The organism is Pseudoalteromonas sp. NS-SX12, assembly GCF_057367955.1.
Window position 1 is genome coordinate 700445 of record NZ_CM170634.1, and the last position, 18484, is coordinate 718928.

20 protein-coding genes are annotated in these 18484 nt (G+C 41.1%); 7 read left to right on the plus strand and 13 right to left on the minus strand.

Annotated features, from left to right (window positions below; translation table 11 throughout):
* Positions 1-25: 25 nt before the first annotated feature.
* Both cysQ and nudE read right to left on the minus strand, forming a co-directional pair.
* A complete protein-coding gene (gene cysQ / locus AC2IOM_RS03345; protein ID WP_054980471.1) occupies positions 26-817 on the minus strand; it encodes a 3'(2'),5'-bisphosphate nucleotidase CysQ in 792 nt (263 codons plus the stop codon).
* A gap of 21 nt (positions 818-838) precedes the next feature.
* Entirely contained in the window at positions 839-1393 is a 555-nt protein-coding gene (nudE, locus tag AC2IOM_RS03350) for an ADP compounds hydrolase NudE (protein ID WP_100912442.1), read from the minus strand.
* Positions 1394-1453: 60 nt separating this feature from the next.
* On the opposite strand from nudE, the gene yrfG reads away from it, so the two are divergent.
* The gene (gene yrfG / locus AC2IOM_RS03355) at positions 1454-2110 is read left to right on the plus strand and encodes a GMP/IMP nucleotidase (protein WP_486359124.1); all 657 of its coding nucleotides are present in this window, start codon (positions 1454-1456) and stop codon (positions 2108-2110) included.
* A gap of 56 nt (positions 2111-2166) precedes the next feature.
* On the opposite strand, the gene AC2IOM_RS03360 is transcribed toward yrfG, so the two are convergent.
* The 4 genes from AC2IOM_RS03360 to AC2IOM_RS03375 form a co-directional block, all read right to left on the minus strand.
* Positions 2167-2787, minus strand: coding sequence for a dUTP diphosphatase (locus AC2IOM_RS03360; protein WP_100912440.1), 621 nt, complete (start codon positions 2785-2787; stop codon positions 2167-2169).
* Positions 2788-2832: 45 nt separating this feature from the next.
* A complete protein-coding gene (locus AC2IOM_RS03365; RefSeq protein ID WP_486359125.1) occupies positions 2833-3333 on the minus strand; it encodes a hypothetical protein in 501 nt (166 codons plus the stop codon).
* A gap of 116 nt (positions 3334-3449) precedes the next feature.
* Complete coding sequence (locus tag AC2IOM_RS03370; RefSeq protein ID WP_486359126.1) at positions 3450-5780, minus strand: fatty acid cis/trans isomerase; 2331 nt, start codon at positions 5778-5780, stop codon at positions 3450-3452.
* Positions 5781-6158: a C-type lectin-like domain-containing protein gene (locus AC2IOM_RS03375; RefSeq protein ID WP_010562196.1), complete on the minus strand. Its 378-nt coding sequence runs from the start codon at positions 6156-6158 to the stop codon at positions 5781-5783.
* A gap of 113 nt (positions 6159-6271) precedes the next feature.
* Here AC2IOM_RS03375 and AC2IOM_RS03380 point away from each other — a divergent pair, with 113 nt between their 5' ends.
* Together AC2IOM_RS03380 and AC2IOM_RS03385 are read left to right on the plus strand one after the other, a co-directional pair.
* Positions 6272-6886, plus strand: coding sequence for a LemA family protein (locus AC2IOM_RS03380; RefSeq protein WP_010562197.1), 615 nt, complete (start codon positions 6272-6274; stop codon positions 6884-6886).
* Positions 6887-6889: 3 nt separating this feature from the next.
* Positions 6890-8779, plus strand: a complete 1890-nt coding sequence (locus AC2IOM_RS03385; protein WP_486359127.1) for a M48 family metallopeptidase — start codon at positions 6890-6892, stop codon at positions 8777-8779.
* 1 nt (position 8780) lies between these two features.
* Here the strand turns inward: AC2IOM_RS03385 and AC2IOM_RS03390 are convergent, their stop codons facing one another.
* The 3 genes from AC2IOM_RS03390 to AC2IOM_RS03400 all read right to left on the minus strand — a co-directional run bounded on the left by AC2IOM_RS03390 (position 8781) and on the right by AC2IOM_RS03400 (position 12216).
* Entirely contained in the window at positions 8781-9446 is a 666-nt protein-coding gene (locus AC2IOM_RS03390) for an SDR family oxidoreductase (RefSeq protein WP_486359128.1), read from the minus strand.
* A gap of 78 nt (positions 9447-9524) precedes the next feature.
* On the minus strand, positions 9525-10301 hold the full coding sequence (locus AC2IOM_RS03395; protein WP_105170353.1) for a VOC family protein: 777 nt from the start codon (positions 10299-10301) through the stop codon (positions 9525-9527).
* Between the two features lie 118 nt (positions 10302-10419).
* Positions 10420-12216 (minus strand): methyl-accepting chemotaxis protein, encoded by a 1797-nt coding sequence (locus AC2IOM_RS03400; RefSeq protein WP_486359129.1) that lies wholly within the window; start codon positions 12214-12216, stop codon positions 10420-10422.
* A gap of 517 nt (positions 12217-12733) precedes the next feature.
* On the opposite strand from AC2IOM_RS03400, the gene AC2IOM_RS03405 reads away from it, so the two are divergent.
* A complete protein-coding gene (locus tag AC2IOM_RS03405) occupies positions 12734-13369 on the plus strand; it encodes a hypothetical protein (RefSeq protein ID WP_486359130.1) in 636 nt (211 codons plus the stop codon).
* Positions 13370-13509: 140 nt separating this feature from the next.
* On the opposite strand, the gene AC2IOM_RS03410 is transcribed toward AC2IOM_RS03405, so the two are convergent.
* From AC2IOM_RS03410 to AC2IOM_RS03425, 4 genes are all read right to left on the minus strand, one after another.
* Complete coding sequence (locus tag AC2IOM_RS03410; RefSeq protein WP_486359131.1) at positions 13510-13845, minus strand: hypothetical protein; 336 nt, start codon at positions 13843-13845, stop codon at positions 13510-13512.
* A 208-nt stretch (positions 13846-14053) separates the two neighbouring features.
* The gene (locus tag AC2IOM_RS03415) at positions 14054-14788 is read right to left on the minus strand and encodes an oxygen-binding di-iron domain-containing protein (protein ID WP_486359132.1); all 735 of its coding nucleotides are present in this window, start codon (positions 14786-14788) and stop codon (positions 14054-14056) included.
* The gene (locus AC2IOM_RS03420; RefSeq protein ID WP_232732213.1) at positions 14785-15399 is read right to left on the minus strand and encodes a chemotaxis protein; all 615 of its coding nucleotides are present in this window, start codon (positions 15397-15399) and stop codon (positions 14785-14787) included. Before AC2IOM_RS03420 ends, AC2IOM_RS03415 begins: the two co-directional genes overlap by 4 nt.
* Before the next feature lie 253 nt (positions 15400-15652).
* The gene (locus AC2IOM_RS03425; RefSeq protein ID WP_486359133.1) at positions 15653-16495 is read right to left on the minus strand and encodes an EamA family transporter; all 843 of its coding nucleotides are present in this window, start codon (positions 16493-16495) and stop codon (positions 15653-15655) included.
* Between the two features lie 76 nt (positions 16496-16571).
* Between AC2IOM_RS03425 and AC2IOM_RS03430 the strand changes: the two genes are divergently transcribed.
* From AC2IOM_RS03430 to AC2IOM_RS03440, 3 genes are all read left to right on the plus strand, one after another.
* Complete coding sequence (locus tag AC2IOM_RS03430; RefSeq protein WP_105170350.1) at positions 16572-17132, plus strand: LON peptidase substrate-binding domain-containing protein; 561 nt, start codon at positions 16572-16574, stop codon at positions 17130-17132.
* A gap of 92 nt (positions 17133-17224) precedes the next feature.
* The gene (locus AC2IOM_RS03435) at positions 17225-17815 is read left to right on the plus strand and encodes a sigma-70 family RNA polymerase sigma factor (protein ID WP_336435894.1); all 591 of its coding nucleotides are present in this window, start codon (positions 17225-17227) and stop codon (positions 17813-17815) included.
* Complete coding sequence (locus tag AC2IOM_RS03440; protein WP_486359134.1) at positions 17808-18476, plus strand: ChrR family anti-sigma-E factor; 669 nt, start codon at positions 17808-17810, stop codon at positions 18474-18476. The genes AC2IOM_RS03435 and AC2IOM_RS03440 overlap by 8 nt, the downstream gene beginning before the upstream one ends.
* The last annotated feature ends 8 nt before the right edge of the window (positions 18477-18484 follow it).

An 18484-nucleotide genomic window follows, 5' to 3' on the forward strand; every position in this document is an offset into this window, starting at 1 on the left:
AACTGTTTAACCGCTCAAATTAGCATCAACGCTTATGCGGTTTGATCATTTCTTGCCAAGGGTAACTTTGATCGCCCGTAATAATAAAGTCAGGGTTTTCAGTCGTTTCGCGCTGGTTATAGGTAATAGGATTGAATTCCGCATCAAAAAGCTTACCACCTGCCATTTCCACAATTATTTGTGATGCGCCAGTGTCCCACTCTCCAGTTGGCCCTATTCGCATAAAAGCATCAGCACGTCCTTCAGCGATTGCACACGCTTTTAATGAGCACGAACCTAATGGCAAAGTATCAAACTCTGAGTCAATGTACTGACTTACCGTTGCAATATTTTGTCGCCTACTCACAGCTAACTTTAATTGAGATTGCTTTTGAACTTGCAGCTGAACATCTTCGCCATTTTCACGTTTAAATGAACCAACACCTTGCATCGCCCAATATGTAACCCCTTCGGTTGGCCAAAAAATAACGCCAAACACCGGTTTATTGTTTTCAACAAGCGCAATATTTACTGCAAAGTCACCACTTTTAAGCACAAACTCACCTGTGCCATCTAGCGGATCGAGCAGCCAGTATCGCTGCCACGATTCACGGTCAGAAAGCGCAGGAATTGGCGTTTCTTCGGACATAATCGGGATATCTGGTGCTAGCGCTTTTAAACCCGCTAATAGCACCTCATTTGCCGCTAAATCTGCTTTTGTTACAGGCGTGTTATCTGACTTTTCACATAGTTGAATGTCATCTTGATGGTATACATCTAAAATAGCGTCGCCTGCTTGTCGCGCTATTTCAATACAAGGCTCAATAAATTCTTTCATTCGGTACTACTGTAAATTAAATTAAGATAAATACTGTTTTGCTAATAATAGTGCAGCAACGCTGCGCGCTTCGGTAAAGTCGGTTTGCTGTAATAGTGTTTGCCAATCGCTTAACGGCCACTTAACAACTTCAAGTGGTTCAGGTTCATCCCCCTCTAACTTCTCGGGGTATAAATCTTGCGCCAACAATATGTGCATTTTGGCGTTAAAATAACTCGGAGCTAACGATACTAACTTTAGCTCAGCAAGTTGCTTTGCACCAAATCCAGCCTCTTCTTTTAGCTCACGATTACCAGCTTGCACCGCTGTTTCACCAGGATCAATTAGACCTTTTGGGAACCCGAGTTGATAGTCATGGGTACCTGCACAGTACTCTCGCACTAATATTAGATTATTTTCACTATCCACAGGCACTACAAGCACCGCACCTCGGCCTCCGCCTTTTACCCTTTCATATTGCCTTTTAACGCCGTTTGAAAAAGTTAAGTCCATCGCTTCTACCGTAAACAATTTACTGTGCGACACCTCGGTAACATTTGTAATTTGGGGGAGTGTTAATCCTTTATTCTCGGCCATCTTGAAACTCTGTTAAACTACAGTCTAAATTTATAATAAAACTTTTAAACTAAAAAACCTATGTTAAATTGGCAGGAAATCGATACCGTTTTATTTGATATGGACGGCACATTATTAGACCTTCATTTCGATAACCATTATTGGCTTGAACTAATCCCACAAAAACTTGCAGAAAAACACGGTATCACTAAACAACAAGCGTTTGCACAGCTGTCAGAAAAATACCAACAAGTGGAAGGACAAATACAGTGGTATTGCTTAGATTATTGGCAGCAGGAACTCGATTTGCCAATTGTCGAGCTAAAGCAAGAAATTAAGCACTTAATTAGCATTCGAGAAGACGTGCCTGACTTTTTAAAAGCGCTTAAAGAAGCCGGAAAAAAACTTATTTTACTGACCAATGCGCATCCAGATAGCCTGTCACTCAAAATTGAACAAACAGCTTTTGATGTGCATTTAGATGCGCTTATTTCAACCCATGAGTTTGGCGTAAGTAAAGAATCTCAGCGCTTGTGGCAACAAGTGGAGCAACAGCTTGGCTTTGATAAAACCAGAACTTTGTTTGTAGATGACAGCTTGCCTGTGCTTGATGCGGCAAAACAGTTTGGTATTAAACACCTTCTTGCAGTTGCAAACCCAGATTCCACCAAAGCAATCCGCACTATTGATAACTACTTATCAATTGAAGACTACCGCACTTTACTGCCGATAACTTAACTCATAAAAAAGGCCGCATTAGTGGCCTTTTTGTACTCTTTAATTTGTTTTATAACTTACGCTGGGTAGCGAGCCTCTAAGCCTTTGTATACCAGCTCAGCAAAGTTCTCTTGATTAATGTCGAGTGATTTAACTACTTCAACTAAGTGTTCGTTATCTTCTTGACCGTTCCACACTTTAATGTAGCTGCCATCTTTATAGCCATGATCTTGGCGGAAAAAGTTAAGTGTGTTTTTACCAACATAACCACGATATAAATCGTCGATATCCATACCAATTTGCGCCATACAACCGGCAAATGCAGCCGCATCAAATGTCTTGTTTGCTACGGCACTTGCAGCAAGTAGTTCTAGTGTTTGCTTAAAATCATCAGCTTGAGTCGGCTTTTCTAGTTCAGCAGTTAATTGCTCTGCTAACTCTTGGTAACTTGTTTCGCCATCGATTCGAAGCGATAAACCAAAGTGGAAAATATCTACCAGCTCAAGAATTACTTGTTCAGTGTCAGGTGTTTGTTTCTTCCACCACTTCCAACCGTAGTGGTCTAGCATTTCAGCACACTCAACCCAAATCGCACGATACCACTCAAATCCCTGATTAAACCACTCGGCATGGACTTTAGTATTCATCGCGTTTTGCATTTCTAGCATAGTGCAAATTTTGTTTACATTGGCAGACATAATCTTTCTCTAAAATTAAATTGGGCTTAGTGTATCAAAAAGCGATTACTGTCTCAGCTCAAAATCACACTGTGATTTCTTCACATAACGCGCATCAAAGGTTTCACCCGTATTAAATTCAAGGCGCATTGATGACAAATCAAAACGAGAGTGTGGGTAGCGGTCAATCCACTGCATAGTGGCTTGGCAAATTTCCTCTAACTTATAGATACGAAAGGTATCAACCACAACAACCGCCTGCTCAGGCTCAAGGTAACTGCGCACAATATTTTCACTCCACGCAGTTTGTGAGTAGTTTTGCGTTAAAAAATAAGTCAGATCAGAATTATCTAATCCCGAACCTAAAGCGCTCACTTTGTTGCTGGCTTTTTGAGCGAATTGTGTAAGTGACTGACCACTATTAACAATTTCTTCGCGTTCACCTGGTCCGCAACGACGTGTTGTGAATTTTACGGTGCCATCAGAGCTGTAACATTTACGCTGAACTTTCTCAGCTTGGGCAAAAAAAGGTAATAAAAGAATGCTTATCGCTAGTAAAATCTTCATTGTTATTCTCAACTAGTACGAACTATAGGATTTTGCCAAATTTTTTAGGAACAAATCAAGTGTTAGCATGTTGTTTACATCAGTTTCACAAAGATAAAACCAATAAAGCAGATTAACTATTTGTTCTCAAAACGATTGTAATCAAAGATTCCGTATTCAATTTGTAAATTCTGTTTGGCTGTTTTATGCAGAATGTCGCTATAACGCCAAAACTCGGGATGTGTACGCCTAATTGCGAACTGCGTTTTTAGCTGAATGTAGTCTTTCTCTGTTTTCACCTTGCTAAATTGCGTTACAAACTCATTCACCTGATGCTGCTCAAGATAAAACAGCACCGCAGGGTAATCACCAATAAAACCATTTACCAAACTTGCTGTGTCTTCGCGTGGTGCACGCTGCGCACCTTCGTTAAGTAGGCTTGAAATATTAAAGTGTGCATTATGATGCAGCAGACTAAAGGCTTTATGCTGGCCTTGTTGCTTAACTAAAATAAACGAGATTTGTGCAAGTTGCTGCACTGCTGCATTTGGCAGCGAATTAAGCTCCCCAAGTGCTTGGCTAATTTCTTCATTTGCCAGCTCATGTCGCGTGTTTAACACTGCTGACAAATGCTGCTTAATATTGCTGTAAAGTTCCGCTTTTGGCGCATTAGTTTGATATTTAATGCCTGTTTCTTGGTTAAACTGGGCATTAGACTCTAAATGCTCAACTAAATTTTTGGGCGCTTTTCGATACCAATGATTGCGTAACTTTTTGCGCTCTTCTAACGGCAAAAACGCTAAGAAGTTTTGCTCTCCTTCCATACGTAAAAAGTCCATATATAGGCGTGTTACCAATTGATGCCCAACATTACCGTACACATCAAACCCTGCCACCAGCAGATAATGAATGCGTTCAAATAAGCTGTAATCAAGTACCCACATAGTTTTTGGTGCTTGCCCAACCAACCCTTTAACTACAGTGGCACTATCAAAATGGCGGAAAATAGTCAGTGCGGCATTATCATTATGCCCTTCACCTTGCCAAAGCAGCGACATATCAAGCCCTTTGCCACCAGCAAACGACTCATTCATTTTCGCTGTTTTGCGCGCTAAAAACTTAGCTTGTAATCTGGCATATTTAACCCAACTGCTAATTGGCAGCGCATTACTTTGCTCCTCTGCCGGCATTGCCAATAAATCATCTACTTGATGAAAAAACTCATCCATATTGGCATTGGCAACACGTTTGGGTTCAACAAATGCCACCCAAAAGTGGTCATTAATTACATTTAGTGCCACTTGGCCACGACAAACCGGGCCTTTAATAAAGCCCATAATAATGGTTTGTGAATGGTCGAGTAAAAACTGGTACTTCACTTTGGTCGGGATCTGAGCAAAGCTTTTAAATGGGTTTGAGGCAACATCTACTGCATAGCTAGGCAATTCCGACACGGTATAATCGGTTGCAATAAACAGATGATGCAATCGCGCTAACTCTTTGTTATTCAGTGCTAATGGAATATGGTTTTTCGCCAATATGCTGGCTTGATTGCGCTGTAAGCGATAATACACGCGCGCCACATTTGGCTCATCAAATGGCCTGCGTGTTGCAATTACATCAATTGGTTCGCCCGGTGGTGTTTTCGAACGCACCAGCTTAAAAAAATGCTGCTCTTTAGCGTTACTGAAATAAATATTTGTTAAAAACCAGTGCTCATAAATATAGCGCGCCATAAGTTGATGCTTAGCAGGTGCTTGGTTTAAAAATGCTTCCCACTTTTCAACCTGCTGTGCAGTAAACTGGTCCACTGGCGCTAAATTGGTCATTTTTGCGCCCTGCATTAACCAATGCTGCAGCACGTTAAATTCGCTATCATCAATAGCAGGAAAACCATAAGGCATACCCAGTGAAGGTTGATGCTCAGCGACTTGCTGATAGCTTTCAATACTGGCACAGGTCGCCGTTCTATCTAGCGAAAAATCATATTCATCACCAAGCTGCGCCACTTGTGGCAATGGGTTTGATTTTTTAACAAGTAATGTATTGTAGAGCAAACTAGCTGCCAGGTTGTTCGCTGGTGACTCGGGGTATTCGTTTAAAACCGGTGAAAAACCAAGTTCTCGCCATTCAGACGTTGAATCTGCATCAATAAATAGTCGGTGAGGCTTTGCTGCGACTAATCGCGTACCATCGTAAACGAGTTCTTTGCTAATACCGCGGTCAATACCGGCTGCCGATGTTAACTTTAACTGGCAAGGCGCATCATAACAGCCGTGACACACCACACAACGGCTTTCTAATACGGGTTTTACCGCACTCTGATAAAATTGCCCATCACTGCTGTGATGCGCAACTATTCGTTGTTTTACTTCAGGTTTGCCATATTTGTTATGCCAGTTATTGACCGCCAAAGCTGTACAGCCAGAAACCACAATTATGAAAAATAAAACAACGAACTTTTTCATTTACTCAACGTCCTCGTCATCAAGTCCTAAATCAAACTCAGGAGCAAACTCCAACCATGGTGAAATAAACTGTTGTTCGTTTTCGCTGCAAACCATCACCGCTAATTGCGGGCCTTTTTTAAGGTGCAATTGCACTGATTCAATATTTGTCACTGCACGCTGCCAATCGGCTGTTACGTCGTTAAACGCGTAATCTGTTAGAAATACCGTATGTGTTTCTTCATCGGTAATTTTTTGGCACATTTCAGCCATTACCATTTCGGTAAGTGCCACTGAAACAAAAAACGCAGGTTCTGCGTCTTGCGTAATAGGCATCTCAGGCGCCAAAAAAAACACTGGAATATCTATATTTTCGGTCGCTAGCGTATCATCTGCCATATTGTTCTCGTATTAAATTTGGGTAATTGCCGATATGATAGCAAAATAGTTGAATTTTTTGGCGCTTTTAGCCATTGTGTTGACAATTTAGAGACATTTCTCAAGGAAATTTAATGACCAGTGTAATTGATAACTTCTTCTCAACTATTGGTATTTTATTACTTATACTCGCGTTATTAGCGGTGTTTGTTATTGTGATATTTAATACACTCGTTAAGTATCGCAATTACGTGATTAACGCTTTTGCACAAATTGATGTACAGCTACACCGACGTCATGACTTAATCCCAAATTTAGTCAACACCTGCCAAGCTTACTTAAAACATGAAAGCAGTACGCTTGAGCAAGTCACCAAAGCGCGAAATGCCGCGTTAAGTTGTTTAGAGCAGGCAAAACAAGCCCCAAACAATGGTGCACTGATTAAACAATTAGCTAACGCTGAAAACACCTTAACGCAGGCACTGTCAGGTTTACAGATTACGATTGAGGATTACCCTGAATTAAAAGCCAACGAAACGGTAAAAGATTTACATGAAGAGCTGGTTTCAACAGAAAATAAAATAGCCTTTGCGCGCCAGGCTTATAACGATGAAGTTATGCAATATAACACCTACAAACAAAGCTTTCCAAACAACTTAGTCGCAGCTAAATTTGGCCACAAAAATGATGCCAGCGTGTTAGAGCTAGAAAAAACCAGTATACGACAAGCCCCCTCTGTACAACTTTAATTAATGAAAAACTTTTTTCAGCAACAAGCTGCAAACCGACGTGCCAGCGCTATGCTGGTTTGCTTGTTTTGCATTGCCGTTGGCCTAATTGTGTTGCTTGCACAATGGTTTTTTGGTCTTATTTTCGATGCCCGAATAGCCAGTAATCTAAACCTTATTTTGTACCAAGGTTGGGATGTATTTCGTGCACAAAATCCATATCAATGGCATATTCCATCAGCACTCGTTACTGCAATACTTATTTTTACTACGGGCATTTATAAATACCGCCAACTGCGTACGGGTGGCAGCAAAATTGCTGAGCAATTAGGTGCAACACGTATACAGCCCAACACCTTTCATCCGTTAGAAAAGCAATTGCTCAATGTGGTTGAAGAAATGGCAATAGCAGCACGTACCACAGTACCTCGCGTTTACCTACAATTGCATCATAACCAAGTAAACGCATTTGCGGCGGGTCATAACAGCCATAATGCAGTGATTACGGTAACCCGAGGTGCACTTGAAAAACTAACCCGTGACGAACTACAAGCGGTTGTCGCCCATGAATTTAGTCATATTGTTAATGGTGATATAAAACTGAATAACCGATTAGTTGCAGCTACCTTTGCTATTAGTTTTATCGGTTTAGCAGGTGAGTGGATACTCGAGCGTGCCGCCGCTGCAGGGCGTGGTAACTCTAAAGGCTCTGGTGGCTTGGAGTTGGTAATTGCACTTATGCTCATTTGTTACGGCTATGTTGGCACATTAATGGCCGATTTTATTAAAGCTGCGATTTGCCGTCGCCGTGAATATCTGGCTGATGCCAGCGCCTGTCAGTTAAATCGTAATCCAGCAGCGCTCGCAGATGCGCTGAAAGTAGCCGCAGGACTTCGAAAGCCACATCGCAATGCTCACTTTCATCAATACAGCCATTTATTTTTTAATCAAATAAGAACCCCTTGGATAAGTTCATTTTCGACTCATCCGCCAATAGTTAAACGAATTGCTAAGCTAGACCCAAGTTGGCAACCGCCAAGTACTGGTTTTCGTGAAAGGCCTAGTGTTGCCAACTACCAAGCAATGCAATTAAGCGCAACACGCGAGTTTTTAACTGAAAACAGCACGCCTATAATCAATCAAACCATCACTGCCGATACCAGTCATTTATCAGACAAACTATCGCATTTAGTACACGACCCTTACGCGTGTTTTACACTTATTCCTCTTTTATTAATTAGTGACGAGTTTGAGTTACGAAGTTTACAACTAAATTGCTTATTAGCATCACACTACGTTGATGCATATACCCTTGATTGCGCCGAAAGCGAACTTGCTAAACTATCTGAAAACGAACGCTTTCAACTTATCGAGTTAGCATCGCCAAGTATTACCAGCCTAGGGGAAAAACAAAAACACGACTTCACTGAGTTGTGCTGGCAAATTGTTAAGCAAAAAAATCCAGCGCCTAAAACAAATACCAAGCAACGCAATCAGCATTTAATTACTTGGTTGTATTTAGAAATTATCTTAATGCAAGTCACTAAAGCGAAACGTACCCTTGCCGTTACCACTCGTAATAGCAAAAAACTAATTCTCGTATGGCGGTACTTTGTGAGTTTAATTGCAGCGATTGGTCACGAATCTGAACATGAGCAACAGCAAGCGTTTAAAGCAACGTGTCAGCAGTTTAATATGAAAGGGTTGGAGGTAATTGAGTTTAATCTGTTTAATATTGAGCACGCACATCAGTTTTTTGCTGTACTCACTCGTTTACCACTAAAAAATCGCAATGCGTTTTTGCAAGCTATCGAGTTTACAGCCAAGTGGGATAATCAATTAACCGAGGCGGAGCAAACCATGCTTTACAGCTTTGCGCTGTTACTTGATTTACCCAGCCCGGTAGAACGTTAAATTACCAAGGCAACACTTCGCCATTCGAGTGCCAAAAAGTACCTGTGTTATTTAAATTTAGTTCATCAATGCGCGTAGTTAAACGACTAGCAGCAAGCTCAGGTGTGATATCGCCAGCAAAGCCTACCATTGCGGTTTGTACAAAACCTGGATGTAAAATTGCTAGGCTAATATCACGCGATGCAAGTTCAATCGCCATACTTTTACTCGCGGCATTGAGCGCGGCTTTTGACATGCGATAACCAATATATGCGCCTGAGCCATTATCTTCAATTGACCCCATACGGCTTGTGATCATTGCCACTTTGCTGCCAGCACGCAAGTTTGATTGCAGTGCATGCGTCACGCGGACTGGCGCAACCGCATTAATATTAATTTGCTGCTCTAGGTTCGAAAAATCCATATTGCTTAGGCTTTCATTATGAAACACCCCCGCATTATTTATTAGAATATCAATTGCTTGATCACCAAGTTGCGTTTTAAGTTTGGCAATATCATCTGCATTTGCAACATCGATTCCCTCAATCACGTTTGCGCCACTTGCATTAAGTTTTTCACTTGCAGTGCGTACTACAGCAGTCACATTAAAACCTTGTGCAATATATTGCTCAACAAACGCAAGCCCAATACCACGGTTTGCGCCCGTAATAACCACGTGTTGTGTCATAATTTTTTCCCAATAAAAAAGATACCAATAAACATTGGTATCTTTTAGGTAAAATACAAGCCCTTGATAAATAGGTTGCTACATTTCAATCACAGATAAAAATCCGCCTTGAGGGTCGTTGATCACACTAAAACGACCAACATTGGGCACGTCGGTTGCAGGTACGCATACGGTACCACCCAGCTCCTCTACTTTTGCTAAGGTTTCATCACAATTGGTTACTTGGAAGTAAGTCATCCAGTGTGCTGGCATATCGCCCCACTCTTCATTCATTTCCAGCATGCCCGCAATTTCTTCATCACCTAACATAAAAATGGTGTATGGCATACCATCCATATCTTCAACTTTATATTGCCAGCCGAATACAGATGAATAAAACTGTCGGCTTGCCTCTGCGTCTTTTGATGCAAGCTCGTTCCAACACACACTGCGCGCTTCATTTTTGATTTGTGAACCACAATGCTGATTACCTTGCCATATCGCAAACATTGCTCCGTTCGGCTCAAAGAACATCGCCATGCGCCCTGCATCCATAACATCATGAGGGCCAGCAATGACACGTGCACCTGCTTGCTTGGCTTTCTCAACCGTTTCATCAACATTATCTACCGCAATATAGTTTAGCCAATGACTCGGGACTTTCTGCTCTAAACGCTCTGCTTCCATTTGGTACATGGCACCAATATCTTTGCCATTAAGTTGCAGCATGGTGTAATACAAATCATCACCTATCGGCTGATCATCATGTTGCCAGTCAAATAGTTGAGTATAAAATGCTTTCGCTGACGCCCAATCGCGAGAGCATAATTCCGTCCAGCAAAATGTGCCTGCTTGGTGCTTTGTGTAACTTGCCATGTCTTTTTCCTTATTGTTTGTGAGCACTGTATTAAAGTTAACCAAGATATTCTAAAAAGCAATAAAAAAGCGAGGCTATTACTAACCTCGCTTTTACTCTAACCATTTAATTTTTTAGTTAAATTTTGAACCACTTTATTGCATTATCGAGCTCATCAGCTTGATGTGAAACCTGATTTGAGGCTTCAGAGTTAGCCAATGAGCTATTTGCTAGTTCATCTGCATAGTCGCTGATTTGTACAATATTTTGGTTTATCTCTTGTGCCACAGTAGATTGCTGCTCAACCGCCACCGCAATGGTTGACGTCATCTCTGAGATTTCCTGAATATCGGCAATAATTTCAGCAAACGCTTTACCCGCTTTATCTGTTTGCTCAGCCGTTTCTAAACCTTGCGATTTACACAGTTCAATACTGTCGACAATGTTCGCAGTGCTTGATTGCAAGTCGGTAATAATCTGCGTAATTTCTTGCGTTGATTCTTGTGTTTTCACCGCAAGTGAGCGAACTTCATCCGCAACAACCGCGAAACCTCGACCTTGCTCGCCCGCACGCGCGGCTTCAATCGCTGCATTTAACGCAAGCAAGTTAGTTTGCTCTGCGATGCCACGAATAACTTCCATCACAGCGTTAATTGCGTTGCTCTTTTCACGCAGTAAATTAACCTGCTCAGCAGATTCAACCAACTGATTACTCAATAAGGTCATTTGATCAACAGTTGTTTCTATTTGCTTCTGTCCAATCGTCGCATTTTGTGAAACTGTATCCACACGGTTTGAGGTTGTTTCAGCATTAATGGCAATATCATGCGCTACCGCGCCCATTTCAGTTACCGCACTTGCAACTGTTTCAACTTCCGATTTTTGCTGAACCAGTTGTTGGCCACTCGATTCCACTACCTGCGCTACACGTGTCGATTCTGTATTTACAATTTCAACCGAATGATGAATGGTTTGTAGAACGGATAAAAACTTCGCCATTAATTCATTCACACTATCGGCCAGCATCGCCAGTTCATCGTTACCGTGTTTGCGAACCTTAATCGACAAGTCACCCGAATGCGCAATGCGGTCAATATCATTGATAACACTATCAATTGACGTTGTAACAGAGCGTGTGATGGTAAATAAAAAGCCAACTAGTGCGAATGCCAAAATTAAACTCAATGCAATTTGCTGAACTTTAGCATCTGCATAGATATCTTCTTGAATAGCTTCTAACTCAACCCCTAGCGCTTCAAGTGATATTTTTAGTTTATCTTCGGTTTCTGCAACTTGGCTCTTTAAACCTGTTGTTTGATTAAAACCAATTGCAAGATAACGCTCAGACGCTTTCAAAAAGGCATTTTGATACTGCTTTAATAAGCTGATTAAGTTTCTATCATGGCTGATAAGTAGCAGCTTTTCTAACTCAGCAACAGTACCGTTGATACGCGCAATGTATTTTTTGTCGCCTCGCATAATGAAATCTTTTTCACTACGGCGAAGTTGCAGCACTAACACACTGATGTCTAGGCGATTAGTCGCTTTTGCTTGTTCTTCTAATTTATGAACGGCACCGCGTAGTTCTTTACGCAACCCCGCATTTTGATTGTAACCATACTCAATGTACAGTTCATCTAAATTGACAAAATCACGCGCTAATGTTGATAGCATTTCTTTTGTATCAGCAAGCGCACGTGGAGTTACATCAAACTCAGATAGTTTTTGTTGTAGTTTAGTTAAGGCCGAATCAGCCTCACCAACTCGATTTACTAATTCTTGACGGAAACCTGACGCTGGCTTCTCCAAGAACTTAACTTCAATACGCAATGTATCTGCGACAGCGCGCTCAGCAGCAATTAAATCTTCTGTAGCATCCACTAATACTTGCTTCTTCCCTGCAATATAAACATTTAATAACGTGAGAGCAGCCATTGAAACTACCGCGATCCCTGAAAGGATTTGCAACTTAGTTTTAATTTTTATGGCTTGAAACATTTTTACCTCTAAACTTCAGTGACGGTGGGGAAATTGTATAAGGCTTGATTAAACAATTTATTGTTCTAACGCATATATGTTGTCGACTAAAAACAGCATAGCTTTAGAATATTTGTAACATTTATTTAATCGAGGCCATTTAATACCTAAATTAGACACAACACAACCCGTTTTTAAAAAACTTATTTCTGAATCAAACACCTATGTTGCAAATGCAACAAACATTAATAACTTTAACTAATGCTAAAATGTTATTTTGCGAACTTCATCACAATGAGCGTCGTTAACCTCATCTCAACACACTTTTGTTATGCTAAATGAATGTTATGCTAGAGCCTGTTGATCTTTGCTGTGCTATCTACAAGTGTACTTTTCCACAGCATTACGAAAGATCACCTCATAACTTAATTTACAGCTCCCCCTGGGCTACCAAATAGAAATATGGAATTACACGATGAAATATAAATTTGCTTTGGCTGCACTCATTAGCAGCTTAATACCTGCCTCAGCACTTGCAGCGAGCAGCGCAAAAAACCTCGGCCCAGCGGTAGTCAAACCAGCACCACAAGTTAGCATTGCTAGCCATGACGCTTTTTTCGATAAATTGCGCGCTCATTGCGGTAAGGCATACCAAGGGAAAGTAACGGTTGATAACCAAGATAATGGTTCTTTCAGCGGTAAAAAATTAATAATGCATGTGCGTAAATGCAGTGACACTGAACTGCAAATTCCATTTCATGTTGGTGACGATGCGTCACGCACATGGATTATTACCAAAACTGGTTCTGGTTTAAGTTTAAAGCACGACCACCGCATGAGTAACGGTGAATACGATGTATCAACCATGTATGGCGGCCATACGGTTGATGCAGGCTGGCAACACGCACAATCTTTTCCTGCCGATCAATACTCAAAAGAGTTATTTGTAAAACAAGGAATTCCACAATCAAATGGAAATACATGGCAAATTTTCATTTACCCAGAGACATATACCTATCGCTTAGTACGTGAAGGGCGCGAGTTTAGAGTAGACTTTGATTTAACTAACCCAATTACACCACCTGCTGCACCATGGGGCTATCAAGATTAACAGCGATATCCATTATGCTAGTTACGCAATGGGAAATAACGCGAGATGATGAAAAGCTAACAAAGTAGAATTTCCGTATGTAGTTAATCTACATCGATAATTTTAATGCTGTTAGCATATTCTTTATTTCACTTGCATAATTAGCTACAGGTTAACTCAGCAACTAATGGGCCTGGATTTGCTCTAGGCTCTGTTGGGAATTTTTCAAACGCTTGAATTCCCGACACAAACTTAAGGTTAAATTTTTCGCTTTTACACAGCGCTGCGCTGTGGCGCAACATAAATACAGATTGTTTAGCAAACTCTTGATAACTGCCTTCTCGAATAGACAGCTTGTATTTGTTATCAGCCAACTGTGTTTGGCGATAATGCACTTTATGGTCAAAATCATACAGCGCTTGTACTTTTCCTTGGTCTTTTGCATGTAATGCCAATGATGCAAACAATACAGCTAATCCAACTAAAACCCTTGTCATACCGTTTCCTTTAATCGTATTCCTGAACTCAAAAACACATTACGTTTTAATTTACGTACTACGCATTATGCTGGTTCGCAATGAATCCCAAATTAATTGACACACAAAAGGCAATATCAAAAAGCATAAGATAAGCGCGCTGAAACACGTTTTATTAAAATGTATCAGTAAGTTAGATTGTTTTTAACTATGAGTTCAAGTTATCAACTTACGAATTCACTATACCAACTTCCAAATTATCAAACCACTCAAGAAACTCTTGTACTGCCTCACCTTTAAAGATCCGCCCATGCTGTGGCGCCATCATGTCTATATCAAGTTCACGTACGCGTGCAATCCAGTTCTTTTTCGCGCTATTAGACGGCATCCAGCGCTGGTGAAAGTAACGCATTTTATCGGCGTGTTCGGCAAAGTCTTCAACAAACATGGGGGCATCTGGCTCTTCAAGCGCAGCACCAATATCACCACTCATCAGAATTTTGGCTTCAGCATCATAAACATGAAAGTTACCCGAGGAATGTAAAAAATGGGCTGGAATAAAACGAAACGTCACACCATCTAAGCGCAACTCTTGTCCTTCATCGGGGATCGACTTATATTCAATATTATCCATACCAAAGTGGCGGATAAACCCTTCCCACAGCCAAGGCGCGTATAGCTTGGCATTTGGAATAGTTTTATCCCACAAACCCAGTGAAGAAATGATATCTGGGTCTTGGTGTGATGCAAATAAGGTAGTCACTTTCTCGAGTTCAGTATGACTTAATATGCCAGCCAACATCGCAGAAAATAATTCTATACCACCTGGATCTAACAACATGGTTTGCTGGTTAGTCACAATCATATATTGGTTGGTATCAATTATTTTTTCTGATTTTCCCTGATCGCGGCCAAACACAATCCATTTGTGATGTTTACCTTGGTATAAATCGGTCGATTTCATTTAAATACCCTTTCTAACTCATCGAGTGTGCTGAGGTTAGTCTCTATCGCGCCTTTAATACGCATTGCAGCGGAGCTGATATAGTCTGAAACAGATTCCAAACTGGCACAAAACTCACCTGCCTGTGACGCTTCTACACGCGACGTCACTGCGATGTATTCGGCTGCGCGCATTTGTTGTTCTATTTCTTCAAATTGCCACTGTAAGTTTTGCAGTTCATGTTTAAGCGCTGTCATGGCATCTTTCACTTGCCCTGCCGCCTTGTGGTGTAATGCGCGACTTTGCGGATGATCAAACAATGAAAGGCTATTCGCGAGGTGCTGCTCAAATTGACTAGCGCGCAAATGATGTAACGCGAGCCGAAATAACTGGCTAGCGTGTAAATTAATATGTTCTGTTGTTTGAATGGTGCGCCCGGAAAATTCGTTGATAAAATTGGTGATCGATTTGAAGCCTAAAGCAGCCTCCCCCGCCCTAATTGCGACAACTCTGGCGTTTTTGGAGGTAAGCGATAAGCTTTTTGCTTCAGTCAAAATCACTTCTAGCTGTGCCACAATGGTCGCCACGGTAACAAAGCACTTTATTTCCGGATGTTTTTTGATGCTATCCATAGAGATATTTAACGCTCAAGTAAGTACTTTCAAATATAGGAAATAAAAAAGAATTTTGCCGAGAAAAATGTAAATTTAGATTTATTACAGGCATAAAAAAGGCTCACAGGGATGTGAGCCGAAAGTGCATCATCAACAACTAATGCTTCAGGGAAATATCTAAACAAGAAATCTCTTTCTTGTATTTCAATAGACATAGCCGTTTTGAGGAAGTTCAAAAAAAGTTTAAATTAATTTTATAAAATGATCTGTGTTACTCAGTTACAAAGCTAAATATTAATACTGAAAAGATGATAATCACGCCGTAAACATACTGATATGGTTTCAGTTTTTCTCGCAAAAACACGCTTCCTACAATCATCGCAGCCACAATGCCAATCGCACGCTTTACCGCCTCAACAATACTGGCATCTAAATATCTGAGTGCACTAAACTGCAGTAGTACCGCAGCTGCAAAACCACATAAGCCAATCGCCCAATAGATTTTACGCCCCTTTGGCAACAGCGCTCTTTTTCGCCTAGTAACAAGCGAACAAAAAAGCACTAGGACCATAATTACGTTAACCCACAACGCATGAAAACTCACCGATGCATGTGATAATACAAATTGATCGAGGCAAATACAGCCCGCCCAAGAAAATGCCGCGAGTAACATAAATCCAGCGCCCGGCTCTGTAATAGCAAAACCCTCACCAAGCAGCCGATACGTGGCATAGGCGCAAATACCAATAATCGTATACGCCTGCCAGTTAAGAATATTTGAAAAAACGACTGCATTAAGTAGCGCTGCAATCAAAGGCGTCAGCGCGAGCATGGGCAACAAAATAGAAAAACGTCCACGCCCAAGCGCCGAAATAAAGGATACCGCACCAAGCGCTGCCAACAAGCCACTTAGACTGGCAAACACATAATAAACCATTACTTGAGGCAACTGGGAGGAACCAGTGGCCAGCCAAAAAACCAAGTAAACAGGTAACGTGAACAAGCTAAAAACAAAACTAACGAGTAAAGGACTATTATTTTCAACCAGACGTTTTCGACAAAAATCAAATAGCACCCACGCCAAACTTGCCAACAACAAAAACAACCAAGACAAAGTAATCTCCTTGTAGATGGATCTTTTTTAGCAACAATACGTATAAGCATATTATGTTGTTCAAAATAAGCTACTTATGAATCTACCAGTATTTCCATTACCAATATTTTTGTTGCCCGACGGTGTAACTCGACTACGTATTTTTGAGCCTCGCTATCTCAAAATGGTGTCGATTGCCTGCCAACAAAATGGTTTTGTGTTGTGTTTGTACGATCATCAAGCTGAGCTAAACGTGCCGAAACTCGGCGCCTGGGTTGATATTATTAACTTCTACCAGGAAGGCGAATTGCTGCATATTGATATCAAGGCGAAAAGCCTTGTGACCATCAAAAATGTAACTATGGATCAAGACAGTTTGCGTTTCGCTGATTGCAGCGAAGTGCCTCACTGGCCGCAGCAAAGCGAACAACAACACCACTCAGTGCTCGCCGCTAAGCTACATCATGTGTTTGAAGAGTTTCCTGAGCAGGCGTCTTTGTATCCTGAACCAAAGTTTGACGACATTAACTGGGTTTGTGCGCGATTTTTAGAAATTTTGCCGCTGTCTTTCGAGAAAAAACAACTCTTTACTAACGCAGATAGTTTTACTCAAGCCGATGATTTTTTAAAAACTATTATTTTAGGTCAAGAAAACTGATCGCTTTTGTGCTCACTGCGTATTGTCTACTATGATTTTATTGTCAGAGCGCTATGATGATATCAACAACAACCAATAATCACCGATCTTCGATGAAGCAAAACGCAAATTTAGATGGGCAAGAAATTGACAGCAAAACGCTATCTAGCTGGCTAAATGACATAGCCGAGAAGCGTGACAAACAAGCATTTGCGCGCCTATTTAAATGGTTTTCACCCAAAATTTTAGGCTTTGGCAGAAAGCAATTTAACAACCCTGCCATGGCGTCAGAGTTGCTGCAAGAAACAATGACCAACGTGTGGCGTAAAGCTCACCTGTACAACCAAGAGAAAGGTGCTGCGACAACGTGGGTCTACACAGTAATGCGTAATATTAGTTTTGATATGTTGCGCAAAGTGCAAGCTAATCACGAAGACACACTCAGCGATGATATTTGGCCATTAGCAGAAGCGCAAAATTCAGATGAGCACGTGTTTGCCGACCACTTAATGGATAAGCAAATTTCACAGTATTTGAATCGCCTTCCTGATAACCAGAGACAAATTATTCAAGGCGTATATTTTCAAGATTTATCGCAAGAGCAATTAGCAAAGAATCTAAGCATTCCGTTAGGAACCGTTAAATCGCGACTGCGTTTAGCCCTTACAAAATTGAGACAGCACATAGGAGCAGACAATGATTAAGCACCATCCACAACTTTCACTGCTCAAAACCTATTGTGCCGGTGAATTACCAGCCTCAATTTCTGTTGTTATAGCCGCACATATTGAATTGTGCCCGCATTGCCAACAGCAAGTAGAAGCACTGACTGCTGAGGCAGCAAAAGGCGCGTTTACATACACTAGTAACGACACTGACAACAGTGATTATCTGTCAGATATCGATTTAGATGCGTTAATCAACGATATTACGCTTGATGACAGTATTGATGATGTCGTTGCAGCGCAACCGATTGAGCTATCACTGAAAGAAAATAGCTATTACTTGCCTCAAGTGTTGAAAAATTTAGAGCTAAGCAGCTGGGCTAACTTAGGTAAACTATCGCGTTCGCGCATTGGGTTAGAAGACGCCAATTTGCACACTAGCTTGTTGCACATCGACCGTGGCGGCTCAGTGCCTGAACATACTCACAATGGCTTTGAGATTACACTATTATTAGATGGTAGCTTTAAAGACGATATGGGTGAGTATCATAAAGGCGACTTTATTTGGTTAGACGGAAAACATACACATAATCCAATTACAGAACACGGTTGCCTGTGCTTAACTGTTTCAAGTGATTCGCTGCACTTTACACAAGGCTTAAGCAAGTTACTTAACCCAATCGGTAAATTTATTTACTAGGAGGGAGC

Bases quoted from the DNA above. Each gene is read 5' to 3' on its own strand.
- AC2IOM_RS03365 (WP_486359125.1), bottom strand. From the start codon at position 3,333: ATGAAGATTTTACTAGCGATAAGCATTCTTTTATTACCTTTTTTTGCC.
- AC2IOM_RS03410 (WP_486359131.1), bottom strand. From the start codon at position 13,845: ATGACAAGGGTTTTAGTTGGATTAGCTGTATTGTTTGCATCATTGGCA.
- AC2IOM_RS03430 (WP_105170350.1), top strand. From the start codon at position 16,572: ATGAATCTACCAGTATTTCCATTACCAATATTTTTGTTGCCCGACGGT.
- cysQ (WP_054980471.1), bottom strand. From the start codon at position 817: ATGAAAGAATTTATTGAGCCTTGTATTGAAATAGCGCGACAAGCAGGC.
- AC2IOM_RS03440 (WP_486359134.1), top strand. From the start codon at position 17,808: ATGATTAAGCACCATCCACAACTTTCACTGCTCAAAACCTATTGTGCC.
- AC2IOM_RS03405 (WP_486359130.1), top strand. From the start codon at position 12,734: ATGAAATATAAATTTGCTTTGGCTGCACTCATTAGCAGCTTAATACCT.
- AC2IOM_RS03420 (WP_232732213.1), bottom strand. From the start codon at position 15,399: ATGGATAGCATCAAAAAACATCCGGAAATAAAGTGCTTTGTTACCGTG.
- AC2IOM_RS03370 (WP_486359126.1), bottom strand. From the start codon at position 5,780: ATGAAAAAGTTCGTTGTTTTATTTTTCATAATTGTGGTTTCTGGCTGT.
- AC2IOM_RS03435 (WP_336435894.1), top strand. From the start codon at position 17,225: ATGAAGCAAAACGCAAATTTAGATGGGCAAGAAATTGACAGCAAAACG.
- AC2IOM_RS03385 (WP_486359127.1), top strand. From the start codon at position 6,890: ATGAAAAACTTTTTTCAGCAACAAGCTGCAAACCGACGTGCCAGCGCT.
- yrfG (WP_486359124.1), top strand. From the start codon at position 1,454: ATGTTAAATTGGCAGGAAATCGATACCGTTTTATTTGATATGGACGGC.
- AC2IOM_RS03415 (WP_486359132.1), bottom strand. From the start codon at position 14,788: ATGAAATCGACCGATTTATACCAAGGTAAACATCACAAATGGATTGTG.
- AC2IOM_RS03375 (WP_010562196.1), bottom strand. From the start codon at position 6,158: ATGGCAGATGATACGCTAGCGACCGAAAATATAGATATTCCAGTGTTT.
- AC2IOM_RS03360 (WP_100912440.1), bottom strand. From the start codon at position 2,787: ATGTCTGCCAATGTAAACAAAATTTGCACTATGCTAGAAATGCAAAAC.
- AC2IOM_RS03400 (WP_486359129.1), bottom strand. From the start codon at position 12,216: ATGGCTGCTCTCACGTTATTAAATGTTTATATTGCAGGGAAGAAGCAA.
- AC2IOM_RS03390 (WP_486359128.1), bottom strand. From the start codon at position 9,446: ATGACACAACACGTGGTTATTACGGGCGCAAACCGTGGTATTGGGCTT.
- AC2IOM_RS03395 (WP_105170353.1), bottom strand. From the start codon at position 10,301: ATGGCAAGTTACACAAAGCACCAAGCAGGCACATTTTGCTGGACGGAA.
- nudE (WP_100912442.1), bottom strand. From the start codon at position 1,393: ATGGCCGAGAATAAAGGATTAACACTCCCCCAAATTACAAATGTTACC.
- AC2IOM_RS03380 (WP_010562197.1), top strand. From the start codon at position 6,272: ATGACCAGTGTAATTGATAACTTCTTCTCAACTATTGGTATTTTATTA.